Genomic DNA, 15228 nt, shown 5'->3' with positions numbered 1-15228 from the left:
GTCACTCTCTCCCCTCAATATAATTCAATTTATAGAGCAGCCAAATAAATGGTTCATCCACACGAATGGGCTGCACGACATTTTGCAGCTTCTGATCAATAGGATTGCTGCCGAGCGCAGAAACCGCAAAATACCCTGTATCCTTGAAATAGACGTCCATCGTACCTTTAAACGGCCGATCCACCTTTTCGATAAAACGGCGTATTTCACCATCGATATTCTCGAATTCAGTAAGATTAAAATGTTTGCGATGCACTGCATTATTAAAAATATTGCTATTGGACTTGATATACTCGCCCTCTTCATCCTTCAAGGAATGAAGCATATCGCTTTTCGTTAGCACTACCGCAGTGGGTATATCCGTCTTCCCTTTATCCTCATATGCGATAAAGTCGCCAAACATCGTCAGCACCACATCGCGTGGCTCGTCATATTGCGATACCCATTCACCTGGAGTATCTCCAACATTAATGCGTATTTTCTCGCGGATCGAGCGAATTTGCAGGGGGTCCACCATGAACAGCAGTCCAGAGGAATTCTTAATATGCTGACCCTGTAATCCAAGATAGTCCTGATCAACCATGCCCTCGCCTGCAACATCAAAGAAAACAAGTGTTAGCGGCGGCTTCGATTCATCCTTAAATACAAATTGGAAAATAAACGGCTCCTGCATTTTTTCCTTCTGGGTCGAAGCTAGCAAATCGCCACGCTCAAACAGCGGTTCTTCGTATAAAGTCCGGAATTTACGGCTGATTTCAGCGTTAAGCGGCATGCAAGCCGCATCGAAATGATCCGCCGTCGTATTCTGCAAGGTGTGAATCAAGGACGTCATATAGACGGATTTCCCCACCTGGGAAGCCCCGATAATCGAAATGATATTGCTGGGCACTTTCCCCGCCGTTACCGGCAGCTCATTATGACAATATGGACACAATCTGTGCCTTGTCACTTCCCCATAACGGTCATTCAATCCGATCAGAACATGATCCGAATAAATCAGATGCTCTTCCGGAACGTCCAGGGGACGCAAAATAGCTTCCATATCATAGACCGTATCGAGGCCAAACCTCTCCCTGTATTTGTTCAGAACCTCGTCCTCGCCAAGGGCATAATCCTCATCATCCTCACGATAGTGCGTCGCCCTGAACACCACTTCGTCCGGTTCAAATTTACTGAAGCAGTAGGGGCATACAATATCATAAAATAAAGGCCGCTCTTCGGCCTGGGGTTTCCTTTTAAATAAATCGAACAGTCCCATCTCCCATTCCTCCTCTTTTCACAGTATGTTTACTCTGGAATCAGCTCGTACAACCTGCCATACTTAGGGCCATCCGTAAAAAACAGCCTGACATAATCGTTCTTTCCAACCTCAATCGCGGGCAGCGTACTCCGGCCTGAAGGGAAATCTCTCAGAAAAGGATATACGGTTCCGTCATCTATACTTAGCGGATAATTACCTTGCTTCTTCACATAACATAGCGCTTCTTTCGGAATCTCTACCTCGGCTAGCACCGAGATCTGCACTGTCTTGTATTTGCGGAGCAAATTGCTCTTATGAGTGATAGAATAGCGGATTTTGGCCCGGCCCGTACTAAATTGGACGGTATTCTGCCCGTCAGGCTGGTAGACCAAGCGTTTGTCCCCGTCATCCATCAGGCAGGCATAAACCGTGTAAGCTGCCAAACCAATCGTATCTATCCGGTCGATATAACCGCCGGCCGCTTTATACTCTTCACGAGTATAAAGCTTTAGCCCTGCAACAGAGGGAGGAGAGCCATAGCCACTTTCCCCCTGCTGCTCCTTATCTGATGCCCCTTTATAGATGTACACCGCTTGTATTCCATCAGGCCATTGCCACAATAGCTTGCAGCGATCCTCATCGATCTTGTAACTAAGCTGTGTGATGAGCGGCAAGCCTTCCTCTGCCTCAATAAACCGCATTGCGATGCCCCCTTACACCTCTAAAATCCTCTATTGCGCCGATCTCTGACGGGCTCTTGGAATCCTGTCTTTCCGTCCTGAAGCGTTGCCCCTCTGCGACGCATGACCGTTCTGGCACCATTCGCCGGCATGGGAACGGCAAGCGTAAATATCGTCATGACCGAAGCCAGAACAAGGCAAGCCAACAGACGGATCATCGCATCAGCGAATGCACCTCCATTTAAGCCGAATTCCAACAGCAACCCAGCAAGCAGCCCGGATACAGAACCGCCGATCGTAAAGCTTTTAGCCAAATGGCGATTATCAAACATCATTCCGAGCGACAAACCAAGCAGCGCGCCTAGCCCAAGTACAAATAGGATTCTTAGAATCATATAATAAGCGCTGTCTTTCATCGGTCCGGTACGTTCCGTAACCAGCGTACGTTCATTCAGGTTATTGTCATATATGGTCTGGAAAACAAAAGAAAGATTGGACGCATCCGCCACATCATAATACTTTCCGCCTGTCTTTGCGGCGATTTCCTTAAGCAGTTCCACACCCTCAATATTGCCGTTAGCTGAGCTAAGGCCAAGGCCGATGGTATTAACGGATACGCCTCGATCCCGGTAGTCAGCCAGTACTCTTGCCGTATCGACTTCGCTTACCCCATCCGATAATAGGATCGCCATAGCCCCTCTGGAACTCGGTTGCCCTTGAATCTGCTTCATTGATGAGGACAGCGCATCGCCGATATCTGTGCCTGCATTGGTCGGCTCAAGCGCATCAATTGCGGCATATACTTGATTCTTCACATCCTGATCACGGACCTGGACAAAAGGCTGAATAAGCTCAGATTCGTTATTGAATACAATGACGGCAACCTGTTTATTGCTATCCATTTGCCCGATCAACGCTTTGGCCGCTTCATAACGACGATCATCGGGATCGGTCTCCAGCATGCTTCCTGAATTATCAATCATCAAGACGATATCATCTACCGATTTCGCCCGGCCTACATTCAACTCATACAAAAACTCCAAAGCGGTACCTGCAAGCAGAAGCATGACTAGCGTCGCCGGTACGAGCAGCTTCCATGAAGTACCGACATAACGTTGTCTCCACGACGTCCCGTTAAGCCTAGGGGAGACCATTTCCGCGATTAAGCAGAATAAACCTACGGATAGGGCAAGTATGCCGAAGTAAAGTCCAATGATAACGATCCAGGGCAGCCTGCCTTCCAGCTGGTTAAGCAGCAGTTCTCCGATTACAGCCCCAACCGCTCCGCCAATAAGACTGAACAGCACCAGAAGCCAGTTTATTTTACGCTGCATTCGTGCACTTCCTCCCTACATCTTTTTTTGTACATTACAGGTCATAAAATTGCGTGCTCAAAAAGTTCAGTTCTCAGCACCGAAAGGCTGGATGAAGCCAGGACTCGATCAGTTTTCTTATTAACAGCGAACTTTTTTGAGCCAGCTGTCTCTAAACGTCAACTAAGCTCAGGCAGCCTTGACTTCTCGATCCCATGGAATTCATACCCGTTCTGTAGATAAGCTTCGTAATAAACTTTCCCGTTTACGTAATACATCAGGTCTTCCGGATGGAAGCCGCCCATAAGATTCAGCTTTTCCACACCGCTGCTGCGTTTCTCATGGACACAACCCAGCTTATATATTCTTGAGGTTTCGTCCGCCCGGAAAATATGCTGTACGAACTCGCTCGTGTAATCGCCAAACACATACTTTTCCTCATAGCGATGCTCCTGGGTGTAATCGTACAGCCGAAGCTGGATCGCGGCATTATCCTCAAGAATACGATAGAGCTTCTTAAACAGCTCCTCCTTGGTAAGTACGGTTTTATTGCCGTATTCGACGGCTACATTGGCCCGCTGCAGCAATTCTTCCTCGAACGTACGGGAGAACATCGGCGACGTTAAAATGGTCTTGCGGCAAACCTCGATGAGCTTCTCCGTCAACCCCTCTACACCTTTCTCCAGCAGAGATCTCGAATCCCCCATTGTACTCTCTGCAAAAAACGCATGATGTCCCCGTTTACTCTCCCACTGCTCCATAATGTCAGCGGTAATGCGCTCATAATACTCCATAATGTTCTGTCCGATATAATCATCTGCTGTCTCGATACTGCTCAGCGCCGTATCATGCAGCAATCGCTCCATCGTCCCAAGCTGATCGATCACCGCGAGATACCGGCCATTCAATTGCTGGATGGCTTCTTCAAACTTCATAACCAGCTTCAGTCTCGTCTCCAGCTGCAATATCTGTCTTCTTCGCGAATAAACCTCGTCGAACAGGTAGCGGATCAAGCTTCGTAAATTATGCCGATCCAAGAGCGGCATACGTGGGAACGACTGCTCTTCCACTCGCCCCTGACGAAATTGATCCAGCTCGGCCTTCGCCGAGGCCAGCCGCATTTCCGCTTCCCTGCGAGCGTTGCGAAGCTGAGCCATAACGCCCACGGAGCCATTCAGCCCCTCATCCGCTGTCCAGCTGGCCAGACAATATATTTCAACATCAGGATAATCGGTTAGCGAGCGCTGGATCGCCCTATCGATCCACTCGCCAGCCCTGAACTCCTTAAGGAGACGCGCCGTCTCATCCTGGAAATTACCGCGGAAAAAGGCCTCTCCCCCACCGCCAAATAAAGCTTCCTCAGCTTCTTTTAAGGACAGCTTGCGAACGGCAGCATAGCTAATGTCATTCGTCATCAAGCCGTGCATTTCACCCAGACGCTCCTCGTTGGGAATGATCTCTCCTGCAGCCCGATCCAGAGCCGTTCCATCCACTCCAAAAAAGGCCAGCTTCTCTGTAGCCGATAAATCAGGCTCCCGTTTCATCCGTGTCAATAAGCCTCTGTAGAAGTGATACAGTACAGCAAGCGCAATCGACTGATTCGGACGCTTAACTTTGGACAATCCGGCAGATACAAAGCCTTGTCGTCCGGATTCCGTCATAATATTATTTTTGAATGATGTATTGTTATAAGCCGCATTGTTCGCATGGAACAACGGTTCCTTCTGCTGTCTGTTCTTGAGCAAACTAATATGAGAAATCGCCTCGTAGCAGGTTTGCAAGCCGCCCAGTGAAGCGAATCCCCGCTCATCCCGATCGGACATAATGTAGACAAGATCAAATAACGGGGAAGGCGGATGTGTAACCGGGATCGCAAGCCCATCCTCGGTAACATGAAGGGGGGCGCCGAAGGCAAAGTCCGATTGCTGCATCAGGCTCAACTCACGCAAAAACGCAACGCCAAGCGAGCTATTGTAACCGAAAGCCTCCGCCCCCTCCCGTTCGCTAATCAATGCATACAAATCCATCTGCACTGCCTTGAATGACTGACGGAATATCGCTTCCGCCAGAAGCGATATCTCCGGAACAAACACATTAAGCGGGTCATCGACCCGCGTAATGATAGAGAGGCGCACCCGGTCAAAGGACGGATACAATCTCCCGTACTCCGCCAGAGCTCCGCTAGCCTTTCTCAGAATTCGGTTAAGCTCCGGCAATCCATGCTCTTCTTCATAGAACTGCCGATACATATCACGGCGGGAGGTAGGCGAACTCGAGCCCTCTTGCACCGTAACCGGAATGCGGTACTCCAGCACCCGAGCAGCAGCAGACTCCTCCCTCGAGCCTGCGTGGAGATAAATCAATCCTTCGCTATTCTCCCATCTCTTCTCATTCATTTGCCTGATCGGTTCAATCGCCTCTCGGCTCTTGTCACCGATAAACAGAAACACAGCGGGGTAATGAATGCTGCTCTGGTCATCGCCTCTGCCGGTAAGGCGTTCTTCCGACCGGTCGTATTCTGCAGCGAATTGCTCCAGCTTCTGTCTGACCATTATTTCAACCTTCTGCGGATATCGTTCAGCTTAGTTGCTATCTGCTTGTAGAACTGATACATATCCTCACCGTTTGCCAATTCAACCTTCTCGTATTCCAGCGAGTCCCGCCCCTCACGGAATCGTTCTGCCAGCTCAGCCATCGTCTGCAGCAACGGCTCGATATCCTCCGAGGCCGTTAGCTCCGAGGCCCTTCGTGATGCTTTGCGCATCAATACGCTGTGGCTCTTTTCATCCAGACCTCTGAAATGGGTAAATACTTCGTACTCCACATAATTTTGGCTCTTCATCAGGTTGGCAAATGGCTCCCAGGCTTCTTCTTCCGGATCGCGATCGTAAACATACAGCGCGCCCTTCTTCGTAATCGTCATCGTATACATCGCCTCGATGAACTGATCAAGCCATTTCTCCTCATCCTGATGCTGCGCCAGCACTGCATCCAGCTTCGCTGCCATCGCCGCGATTTCCTCATACTTCGCAATCTCCTGCCGCACACGGGCAATCAGTTTTGGCGAGCGAATCAAATTCTCTTTAGCCAGATCTTCATGAATGCTTCCGAAAATATCTTTAACGCCTTCCTGCGCAAGTCCCTCGTTAAGCAGCTGCTTCAGTTCGACTACACAGCGTTTTACCTCGCCCAAATTCGGCTTAGGAGCCTGTAGACGCATATCGTACGTGGCCAGCTTATCCTGCAAGGAGAACGGCTTCGTCAACCTTACGGAATAGCGGCTGCTCGTATTCTGATCCGCATCCTTCTCCACGATCACCTTTAATAGAAGCGCTTTGGCAAACTCCTCGCGCACGCGAGCATTATAGCTTTGCACCCGCGGGTTGACGTAAGTTTCCCCCCAGGATTTCTCTGGGATTGGTGAAGGCAGATAGGTCCAGTTATTCTTCTCTGTCTGTACGAGGTGGCGACCGATCCCTTCCTTATCCAGAATCGTCCGTTCGTAGCTCTCCTCATAAACCTTCAGCGGCGTGTATACAAACAACGGCACCCCATTGCGCGTATTCAGCCAGAAAATACGGTTTCTGACTTCGCTCTCTTTGACCGTAAAATGAGACTTCCCAACCGCATTGTTCTGATAATTGCGAATCCCCTTCAGGATGCTTGGCGCCTGCAACGGAACAGATACAAAGCCCCAGGAAGGGAAATGCAGATTGCCGGTGCTGTTCGACAAATGGAATACCGGAACAGCCTCTTCATCCAGCTTGCTGGCGATATGACGCTCAACAAATTTCTCAATCGGTTCATCTTGGCCATATTTAATAATTAAGAAATCTTCCATCGATTTCGTAATGAGATCACCAAACTTATCCGAGAGGAAGTTGGAAATGGAGCTCACAATATCAATCTCCTGCTCTTTCACCCATTGGTCGGAGTGATCCAGCAATTCCGTAGCGAAATCGCGGATAAGGTCATCGACATCCTTCTGATCCATAATGCCGCTGACGACCTTGGAAATATCAGGCACGCTAACAATGTTCCAGTAGTAAGTTTTGTTGCCCTTATGATCGACCTGCTCTTCCCCGCTTGTCAGAATGTCGCCGTTCTTGGAGAAGATCGAGCTAAGTGCATTCAAGATTTCGGTAAACACGCTATAAATGCGGTTGTTTTCCCGATTAAGCAAATCATATAAGTCCTCATAAAATTCGATCATTTGCTCAGTCCGCTCCACATCTGCATGGAGCCAGTATTCATTAATTTTCGCTTCGATATAGGCGTTCTTCTTCTTCTCCTTGGACACAAATGCACTCTTGGCGTCGCCCAGCTTCTCCTCAGCCTGATCCTGAGCAGCCTCAATGTCGCGCGGGATGCGCAGCAGGTTCTCACGCAGCGCCTCGATATAGGAGAGCAGCATCTTCAGCAAGCAGAAGCCCTTTTCTGTAAAGAGCAGTCGGGATACATAAAACGGCCCCTGCTCCGGATGCAAAAACAGACGGCGAATCTGGTCGCTGAACTTCTCCAGAAATTCGCCTGGGAGCTGTTTCTTCGCTTTGATGTATTCCTCTCTGGCCCGGGCGAGGAAGGTTTGCTCCAGCTCGGTATCCATATTCACTACCTGAGACTTCACTACATTGGCGTAGCTCAACCGCTCGCTATTCTCGTAGCCCGGAAGCGGGTCAGGCACACGGGCTTCAAACGTCTTAACAATGCTATCGAGATCGACACCCATCTTGCGGGCAAACTTCTCCACTTCCTCCTGAGTCGGAGATTGCTGGAACATTTTCTCCATTTTATCGAACAGGCGATAAGCCAGGTAGGTTGTCATTTCCTCGATCGGCAGCACAGCGGATGACGCCCCGATAATGTTGTATTCATAGTTAGCCGGGTAGGCCTTGTTCATCTGAGCAATATTCGTACGGATGTTGCTTATATAATCGTGGATAGCAAATTCCTCGCCGGATTGCTTCTCTTCATTCGCCATGAAGTTTGTAATGTTCTCCGCAGTAACGTTCATGCAATAATCATAAGCGTTCTCCAGCAGCTTGCCCTCCGTATTCGTTGCCGATATCAAATGGCATAGATTAAATGGAGGCAATGGAGAGTTCACTGTCAAAATGTTGCCGTATTGCTGATTAAATCTCTCGCCGCGATTGTCTACATTCATCCAGTAATCAAGCTCTTTCAGCGCGGCATAACCATTTTTCTTAATGTACTCACGCGTATGCTCGCTTAAGCTTTTGTTGGCCAGGTTAATATCCGGGGTGAACAAATAGCCAAGCGTATTCACGCGATCAATGCCTGCTGAACCGTGATCACGTTCGATAATTCCGCGCACGATGTAGGCGATGTCCAGGAAGCAGCCGCTGCCTGTGCCCCCGGACAAGCCGGTAAGCAGGAACACCATCAGCTTTTTGTTCGTGCCTACTGACAAGGTTTTGATTTTCTTATCGATGGCCTGCACCACTTGATTGATCTTTGTGAATAGAAGCAGCCGTCCTGCCTGCCGGACACCTGCTGCACCGTTCATCCCGTCGGTAATGCTCAGTTCGGGCGATAACCAGTCCGTAATGTACGGCTCCAGAATACTGCGGTTTTGCAGCAGACCGCCAATCTCCGGGTTGGACAGCAGCACGAATTCATTAATCGGATCGAGCCCGATCCCTTTGTATCTTTTGCTGCGATCCTGCTCATTGGTCTCAAAAGCAAGGAATTCCACATTGTCCGGCTTATCGCGTTTCTTCTTGGACAATGGATCCTCAGGCAGCTTGAACCTGCGGTTAATTTGATATTTGAGACGAAGCAAGGCGTCGATTCCCGTCCCGCCTAGACCAATAATAAGGATGGGATTATCAATCGTATCCACCCGAATTTTGTCGCTGACGATACCTCCGCCAAGCGATACATCCAATTGCTGAATATGTTCTCTAACGATCGGCTTCATTTAATTTCCTCCATTCATTGGATAAAGAATCGGTTACGTGAGCACCGGAAATCCCGGTTGCGTTCAAGCTTCGATGCCGGGTTACTGCCTTATACATTTTGAGGTCAAAAACGGCTGCAATCACACCAGGTACTCTATGAAAATAGTCTTATCGATATGTTGTAATGGCAATGTCACCCGATCCCCGCTCTTCAGTTCAAGTCCTGCGGAGGCATCGACAGCCCGACCCGATTTCTCGATCGATGCAGCTGAGCCATTGCGCAGCATGATGCGATCTCCCTTAGCCGGAGTGAACACGATTTTCTCCGTTTCCTTCAGCTCGGGTGCCAGCTGCAGCAATTGATGGAGATTGAATTTGCCTTTGAACGAGGTCAGCTTCTTATATTGCGGGAAGGATTTCTCGTTCGTATTCTCATCGCGAATCTCGATGACAATCTGGCCTACAAATCCGCGATTCGCTTTTTTTAGGGCCGATGCAACAAAATATACTGCTGCTGCAACTACAGCCAACCCTATCGCCGATATAACAACGATGAGCCAAGGGAACGGCTTCTCTTCTTCCACTGTTATTGGAGTAGGCTGGGCTGGTGCTGTAGCCCCTGCTTTGCCTTTGGCGCTCAGTGTTACAGGAGCGGATTCCCTGTAGAAGCTTTTTTCCTCTGCCCGCACCTTCAGTTCATATTCATGGGCTTCGGAAAAACTGAATGTTCCTTCGAATTTGTCCCCCGTATTGTTAAGCTTGATTTCCTCGGTCTTACCGCTGTCGATATCCGTAGCGATGAGAACCGCGCTCATATTTTTATACAGCTCATCATTTGGCAGCTTCTGCCCATTGCTTGTAAGATAGGCTCCGATTTTCACATCATCACCGGGCTTATAGCTTTTCGCTGCAATGGGGTCCATCTCCAGCTCAAGATCGTAGTTAAATACAAGATTAATATCGATCTTGTCCTTCGCTGCCCCTTTAACCCTCAGCTTCCAGTCCCCCTCGGCTGGTGTTAGCAGCTTAATCAGAGAATAGCTTTTCGATTTGGACAAAATAACCTTATCCGAAGGTATAGCCACTTTATCACCGGAGGGGTTAACCAGCTCCGCCGTGACAGGATTAGCTGACATAATCGAAATATTGGCTTCAAGCACGTTCGCATTCGGGACGTTAACCGTCACCTCCTGAAAATTTCCGTTGCCCGTCATGCTTTGTATAGGTACGATTTTCAGCTTCAGGTGGCTGGCGAATATTTCACTAAGTATTTGCGGAAGGTCTTTCGCCGAGCTGGTTGAGAACGACTTAGCATCCGTCTGCTTGGCCAGATCCTCAAGCGGAGCCTTATTTAACTTGCCGTCTGCATTCAAACCGATCGTATAGATCGGAATCCCTGCGGCCTTGGCTTCAGCAACGGCCTCGCCAAGCTCCTTGTCAGACTCGCTTTGCGTTCGTCCCGAGCTCTTGTTGAAATCATTGTTGCCGTCAGCCAGCAGAACGATCATCGGCTCATGCCCCGGGTCGGATCCGTTTTGCAGCACCTTAACCGCCTCGCGAACGCCTACCGCAATATCTGTATAGGGCCCTCGATCCAGCCCATCGATGAAGTCCTTTAAATCCTGCTTATCCGCTGGAGACTGAATCTTCAGCAGCGCCTTCTCCCGCTGTACTTTGTCCGTATATGCGACTATCCCTACCTTGTCGCCTTGAGCGGACAGCATGTCGATGAACATCTTCATCGCTTCATTTCCGACTTTATTCGCGTCGCTTGTCTTCATCGAGTTGCTCACATCGACAACGAGCACAGCATCGATGAATGATGTCTGCTGAGCCTGGCTCCCCTTCGCGGCCGCCGCGACTCCATAAATAGGGGTTCCAACAGAGCCTATCAGTAACCAAAAGGCCATCAGAACCGTCAATATACGTATAGATTGTCTATAACAATGCTGCATAAATATTGCTCCTTTAATTTGAAATAGAATACAAGGTCAGGTCTTCAGCACCAAGATGGCTGGATGAAGCAGAAACTGGGAAACGGAGCATAGACAAAACCTGCGTGAGCACCGGAAGGCCTGCTGAATTCAAGCTTCGATGTCGAATCCGCTTCGTGACCTGCTTCAATAGATAACATATGAAAATAGAAGTAGTTCCAAATATATACTATACTATGATAATAGATAATACTTAAGAAAACGTTAAGATAAAACAAGACTGCACCGCCATTATCTACCAAAATACGCATCTATTTTCGGGGTATTTCCAAAATAAAATCCTTACACTCAACATTAATTACGAAAGGAAGCTGCATATGGTTACATACGCATGTCTTATTCTAATGTTTCTATTTGTCGTTATTAAGTCCTTTATATATTACTCTCGCAGAAAGCAAATCATTGCTCCGGCAGAGCTCGACAGTAAACTGCTAACACTAATTAACCATGAAGAGAGAGAGTTATGAACAAGAAAAAAACAGTTATTTTACACCCTCCATTAAAAACGAAATATGCCTTTGAAAGGTTAAGGTGCTGTAAATATTGCCAGAATTATACCGCGCTTCAGGAGGAAAATTGCACCGTTTGCGGCAAAGCGGGTCTACGTCCGATTCTCGAAAGAGCGCGTCATGCCGCCAAGCGGGCTCGGTATAATGACCTATTGCTAGTGTCATTTCTCACGCTGTTAGCCATTCTGTTCAGCCAGACCTTTCAGCTGATGGCCATTTCTCTTGCAGCAGGCATTATCCTGTTTGGACTGCTCTATTTCGTGCAACACACTGCTCTTGAAAGCCGCATCTCGATTGAAATGAGCAAGCTGATCGAGGTGGATCGTGACAAAATCACTGCAGGGCTGGTGCGGAATCTTGAGACCGCCGCCTCCCATGGAGAAGAAGGCCGCTCCTACGAAATGATGCGGGACATTGCGACCCTCATTCATAACGATCATATCCGTAAGCTGCAACTTATACTTTTACAGTCCTTCGTACTTCGGAAAGATATGGAGCTTGCGCTTGCGCCTCTTCTGCTAAAAGACTTCGACTCGGATCTTGCTGAGTATATTGGCGAGCTCGCTAAAATCAAGAGAGAACTCATTAAAGATAAAACTTTCCAATATGTTATAAGGTATGAACCGCAATTTCTCGCTTTGGATCGAGGGGAAGAAATACTGGCGGGAGTTGCTGGAGCCGCTGTCAGGTTGAAACGTTACGTTCTAGCCTATTCCGACTTCATCGCCCGGTATGCCCGCAAGCTTCCCAAGGATCGGTTTCTCAGATTATACCGAATGCTCGCTGAGTCCCCCAATCTTGACTGGGGAAATCTCTCGGCCGAGACAGCCCGAATCTACGAGGAAAAGTATCAATGGGACGCTGATTTCCAACAAATTAAGCCGAGGTCTACTATAATATGACGTTAAAAAAATGGTTAACCCTGCATCATCTGCTCATTTTTTTATGTATTATGACGATTCCTCTGTTAGTCTACAAGGGGGTTGGAATATCCCACAAACTTAACGCTTTGCAAACGGCTGAACGCTTATTCCATGAGAAGCTCTACGTAGAAGCCGTAGACTGGTATCAAAAAGCTCAAAGCAATCGGACGATTCGTTACAAAGAAGAGCTGATTGCCTCCCGACTGGAGGAACTGGCCCCCATCACTGCCATGAAAAGAGATCTGGAGAACCTTGCTGACCAAGCTTCCAGGGCAGATCGTGAACAGGATTTCGATCTCCTTATGGATACCTATGCAAAACTTCAGCAGGTGCAAAGTCATTATTTGGCTCCAGAGCAGCCTTACAATGACTATTACCGACAGATGTCCAGCCGTTTCAACATTTCACAAACCTTTACCGGCTATTTCAAAAATTTCAGAACGTTGTTCTTGGAGCAAATGGAGCAAAACCTGACCGGTTCGAGTTATACTGACGAATCCTTTAAAAGGAACCTGCTTAGGATCCCGGCCCATCTATTCGGCACAGAGCAGGAATGGCTTGATGAGTTAAATGCTGCCTTCCAAAAATATGACGAAACCAAGCTGAGCCGGATGGTTGCTCAAGGTCTTATCGAGCCTATGCTTGATAATGCTTCCTCCATGCTTGCCGAGTATAAGGCTATTATGCTTGATGCCCCCTGGATGAGGTTCAAAGTAGATAGCTTAATGGAGACGCTCTTAAAAAGCGACTGGGACAGCAGCGACTACACCGCGTTCGCCATCCATTCGCGGCACTATGTATCCTTTGCAAGCTCCGTTCAGTCGGAATCCGGATTGCTTACCTATGCGAAGGATAAAATGGAGGAGTTAATGCGTAATGCCAAGAAAAGTGCAGCAGGCGGCAATTACCAGGAAGCGATCGATCTGTACACGGCCATTGGCCATTATCAGGATACAAAGTCGGAAATCCACGCTACAGAGCTGGCCTGGACCATCGCAGAACCCGTAAGACTGCTTCCAGCTCTAACGGATGGAAGCAGCTATACTCATATTGTAGATGGGCGGGATCGATTCGGCTCTAAGGCATACGTGGTGGCAATCGACCAGAACAATCAGCTGTTTTGGGGTCGAATGAATGCGGAGGAAAGTGTTCAGATTTTAACATATCAGGATCTGGTCGCGCAGGATCAAATTCGTACTTTATCTGTCGATCCGCTCCTTAGCGCGGGGAATAATCCTGTAATTATTATTGAGGCCGCGTCAGAGGCAAGAAAAGCACGTTATGAGGCTTTTGAGGTGCGTGAAGATCATATCGCTCTCCTATACTCGATCGAAGCGGATAGTCTGACAATCCAACCGGACAAAACCATTTATGCGGTGAATCCGGTGGGTGAGGGCGAAGGACAAACCGCGGTCTTCGTTCGTGCGGATGATCAGTACCAGTTTGCAGGGATTAAGCAGGATATTCTGGATATTTCCGCCGACATGGTCAGTCAGTATCCTGACGCGCTTGTCCGCTTCACCAGTACCGTGATTTATTCCGTTTCAGGAGAGACGCTTGTCACAGGCGACAACAGCTTAGTACTTCTAAAAGGCGATTTCTCTCTCCCCGCCGGAGCAAAGGTAACGATAACCGGACGCTTCAAGCAGAACGCTGCGCTCAATATTGATCAGCAATTCATTGAACTGGTTGAGGAGGCGCTGAAAGACCAAGCTGAAGGATCGATAAATGGGCTGATTTCAAGGCTTTCTGACCTCATTCAAATCATCATTCCAGTTGTCGAGGTTGATACGATCCAATCATAGCAAGTGTCATGATCCAAGAAAGTCATCATGGCCATAATCCGTTCAATAAATAAAGCTCTGAGTCGATCCTTACGGAACGACTCAGAGCTTATTATGTTAAACGGGTTATTTTATTCAAAAAGGCTTTTACGCTTGGTACTTAATCCGCCGTCTGGTCTCTGCCGCCAGTTCCTTGATGTTGTCTTCCAGCCTTGCAATAAGTTCGTCGCTAATCGTGAAGCCGCCTTGCTCGGTACGAGATACATTCGCATCCGCGGCGAATACGCCAGCCAGAATATGACGCGCCCCAAGCACCGACAATACCGGTTTGAGAGCGTAGTCGATCGCAAGCAGATGGGCAATCGTTCCGCCCATGAACAAAGGCAAGATCACTTTGCCGGTCAGACCTCTCTCCGGAATTAAATCAAGGAACGTCTTCAACACCCCTGTATAGGAAGCCTTGTAAACCGGACTAGCCACAATAATCGCGTCCGCTTCGGCCACAAGCCCGTTTGCTTTCACAATATGCTCGCTCTCGAATTTCGTATGAATCAGATCATCCGGCGGAAGCTCGCCGACATTCACATGCTTCACTTCGAAGCCTTCCTTCGCCAGCAGTTCCTCTGCTAATGCAATGATCGCGGTCAGACGGGAACCTGGTGTAGGCGTTCCGTTAATTATGGTTACCAAAGCCATGCTGGATCCTCTCCTTATTCTCTATAAATGGACAAGCTTGTTCAAAAAATCACCTGACTTTTCGGACAAGAACTTAGAGTACATGTTCAAAAAGGTCGGTTTTTAGCACTAAATCTCATGCTCGCGATGCGCGTTTCTTTGAACGCCTCAGTTGGATAAAGCTAGAGT

Annotated in this window: 9 protein-coding genes; 2 read left to right on the top strand and 7 right to left on the bottom strand. The window is 48.4% G+C overall.

Features of this window, described 5'->3' with window-relative positions; genetic code table 11:
- Nucleotide 1 precedes the first annotated feature (1 nt).
- The 6 genes from BN1360_RS09025 to BN1360_RS09000 form a co-directional block, all read right to left on the bottom strand.
- The gene (locus BN1360_RS09025; RefSeq protein ID WP_068779551.1) at nt 2-1258 is read right to left on the bottom strand and encodes a hypothetical protein; all 1257 of its coding nucleotides are present in this window, start codon (nt 1256-1258) and stop codon (nt 2-4) included.
- Between the two features lie 29 nt (nt 1259-1287).
- Nucleotides 1288-1941 (bottom strand): beta-mannanase, encoded by a 654-nt coding sequence (locus tag BN1360_RS09020; RefSeq protein WP_068779550.1) that lies wholly within the window; start codon nt 1939-1941, stop codon nt 1288-1290.
- 20 nt (nt 1942-1961) lie between these two features.
- Complete coding sequence (locus tag BN1360_RS09015) at nt 1962-3254, bottom strand: vWA domain-containing protein (RefSeq protein WP_068779549.1); 1293 nt, start codon at nt 3252-3254, stop codon at nt 1962-1964.
- A gap of 158 nt (nt 3255-3412) precedes the next feature.
- Entirely contained in the window at nt 3413-5785 is a 2373-nt protein-coding gene (locus BN1360_RS09010; protein WP_068779548.1) for a transcription initiation factor TFIID, read from the bottom strand.
- The gene (locus BN1360_RS09005) at nt 5785-9174 is read right to left on the bottom strand and encodes a tubulin-like doman-containing protein (protein ID WP_068779547.1); all 3390 of its coding nucleotides are present in this window, start codon (nt 9172-9174) and stop codon (nt 5785-5787) included. Before BN1360_RS09005 ends, BN1360_RS09010 begins: the two co-directional genes overlap by 1 nt.
- Nucleotides 9175-9294: 120 nt before the next feature.
- Complete coding sequence (locus BN1360_RS09000; protein WP_229520939.1) at nt 9295-11064, bottom strand: VWA domain-containing protein; 1770 nt, start codon at nt 11062-11064, stop codon at nt 9295-9297.
- A gap of 547 nt (nt 11065-11611) precedes the next feature.
- Here BN1360_RS09000 and BN1360_RS08995 point away from each other — a divergent pair.
- The gene (locus tag BN1360_RS08995) at nt 11612-12559 is read left to right on the top strand and encodes a hypothetical protein (RefSeq protein WP_069188317.1); all 948 of its coding nucleotides are present in this window, start codon (nt 11612-11614) and stop codon (nt 12557-12559) included.
- Nucleotides 12556-14385: a hypothetical protein gene (locus tag BN1360_RS08990; RefSeq protein WP_068779545.1), complete on the top strand. Its 1830-nt coding sequence runs from the start codon at nt 12556-12558 to the stop codon at nt 14383-14385. The genes BN1360_RS08995 and BN1360_RS08990 overlap by 4 nt, the downstream gene beginning before the upstream one ends.
- Nucleotides 14386-14511: 126 nt before the next feature.
- Here BN1360_RS08990 and ssuE read toward each other — a convergent pair whose 3' ends face one another.
- The gene (gene ssuE, locus BN1360_RS08985; protein WP_068779544.1) at nt 14512-15060 is read right to left on the bottom strand and encodes an NADPH-dependent FMN reductase; all 549 of its coding nucleotides are present in this window, start codon (nt 15058-15060) and stop codon (nt 14512-14514) included.
- Nucleotides 15061-15228 lie beyond the last annotated feature (168 nt).

The sequence above is a fragment of the Paenibacillus sp. GM2 genome, from assembly GCF_900069005.2.
GTDB lineage: Bacteria > Bacillota > Bacilli > Paenibacillales > Paenibacillaceae > Fontibacillus.
This window is presented reverse-complemented; position numbering and strand designations above follow the sequence as displayed.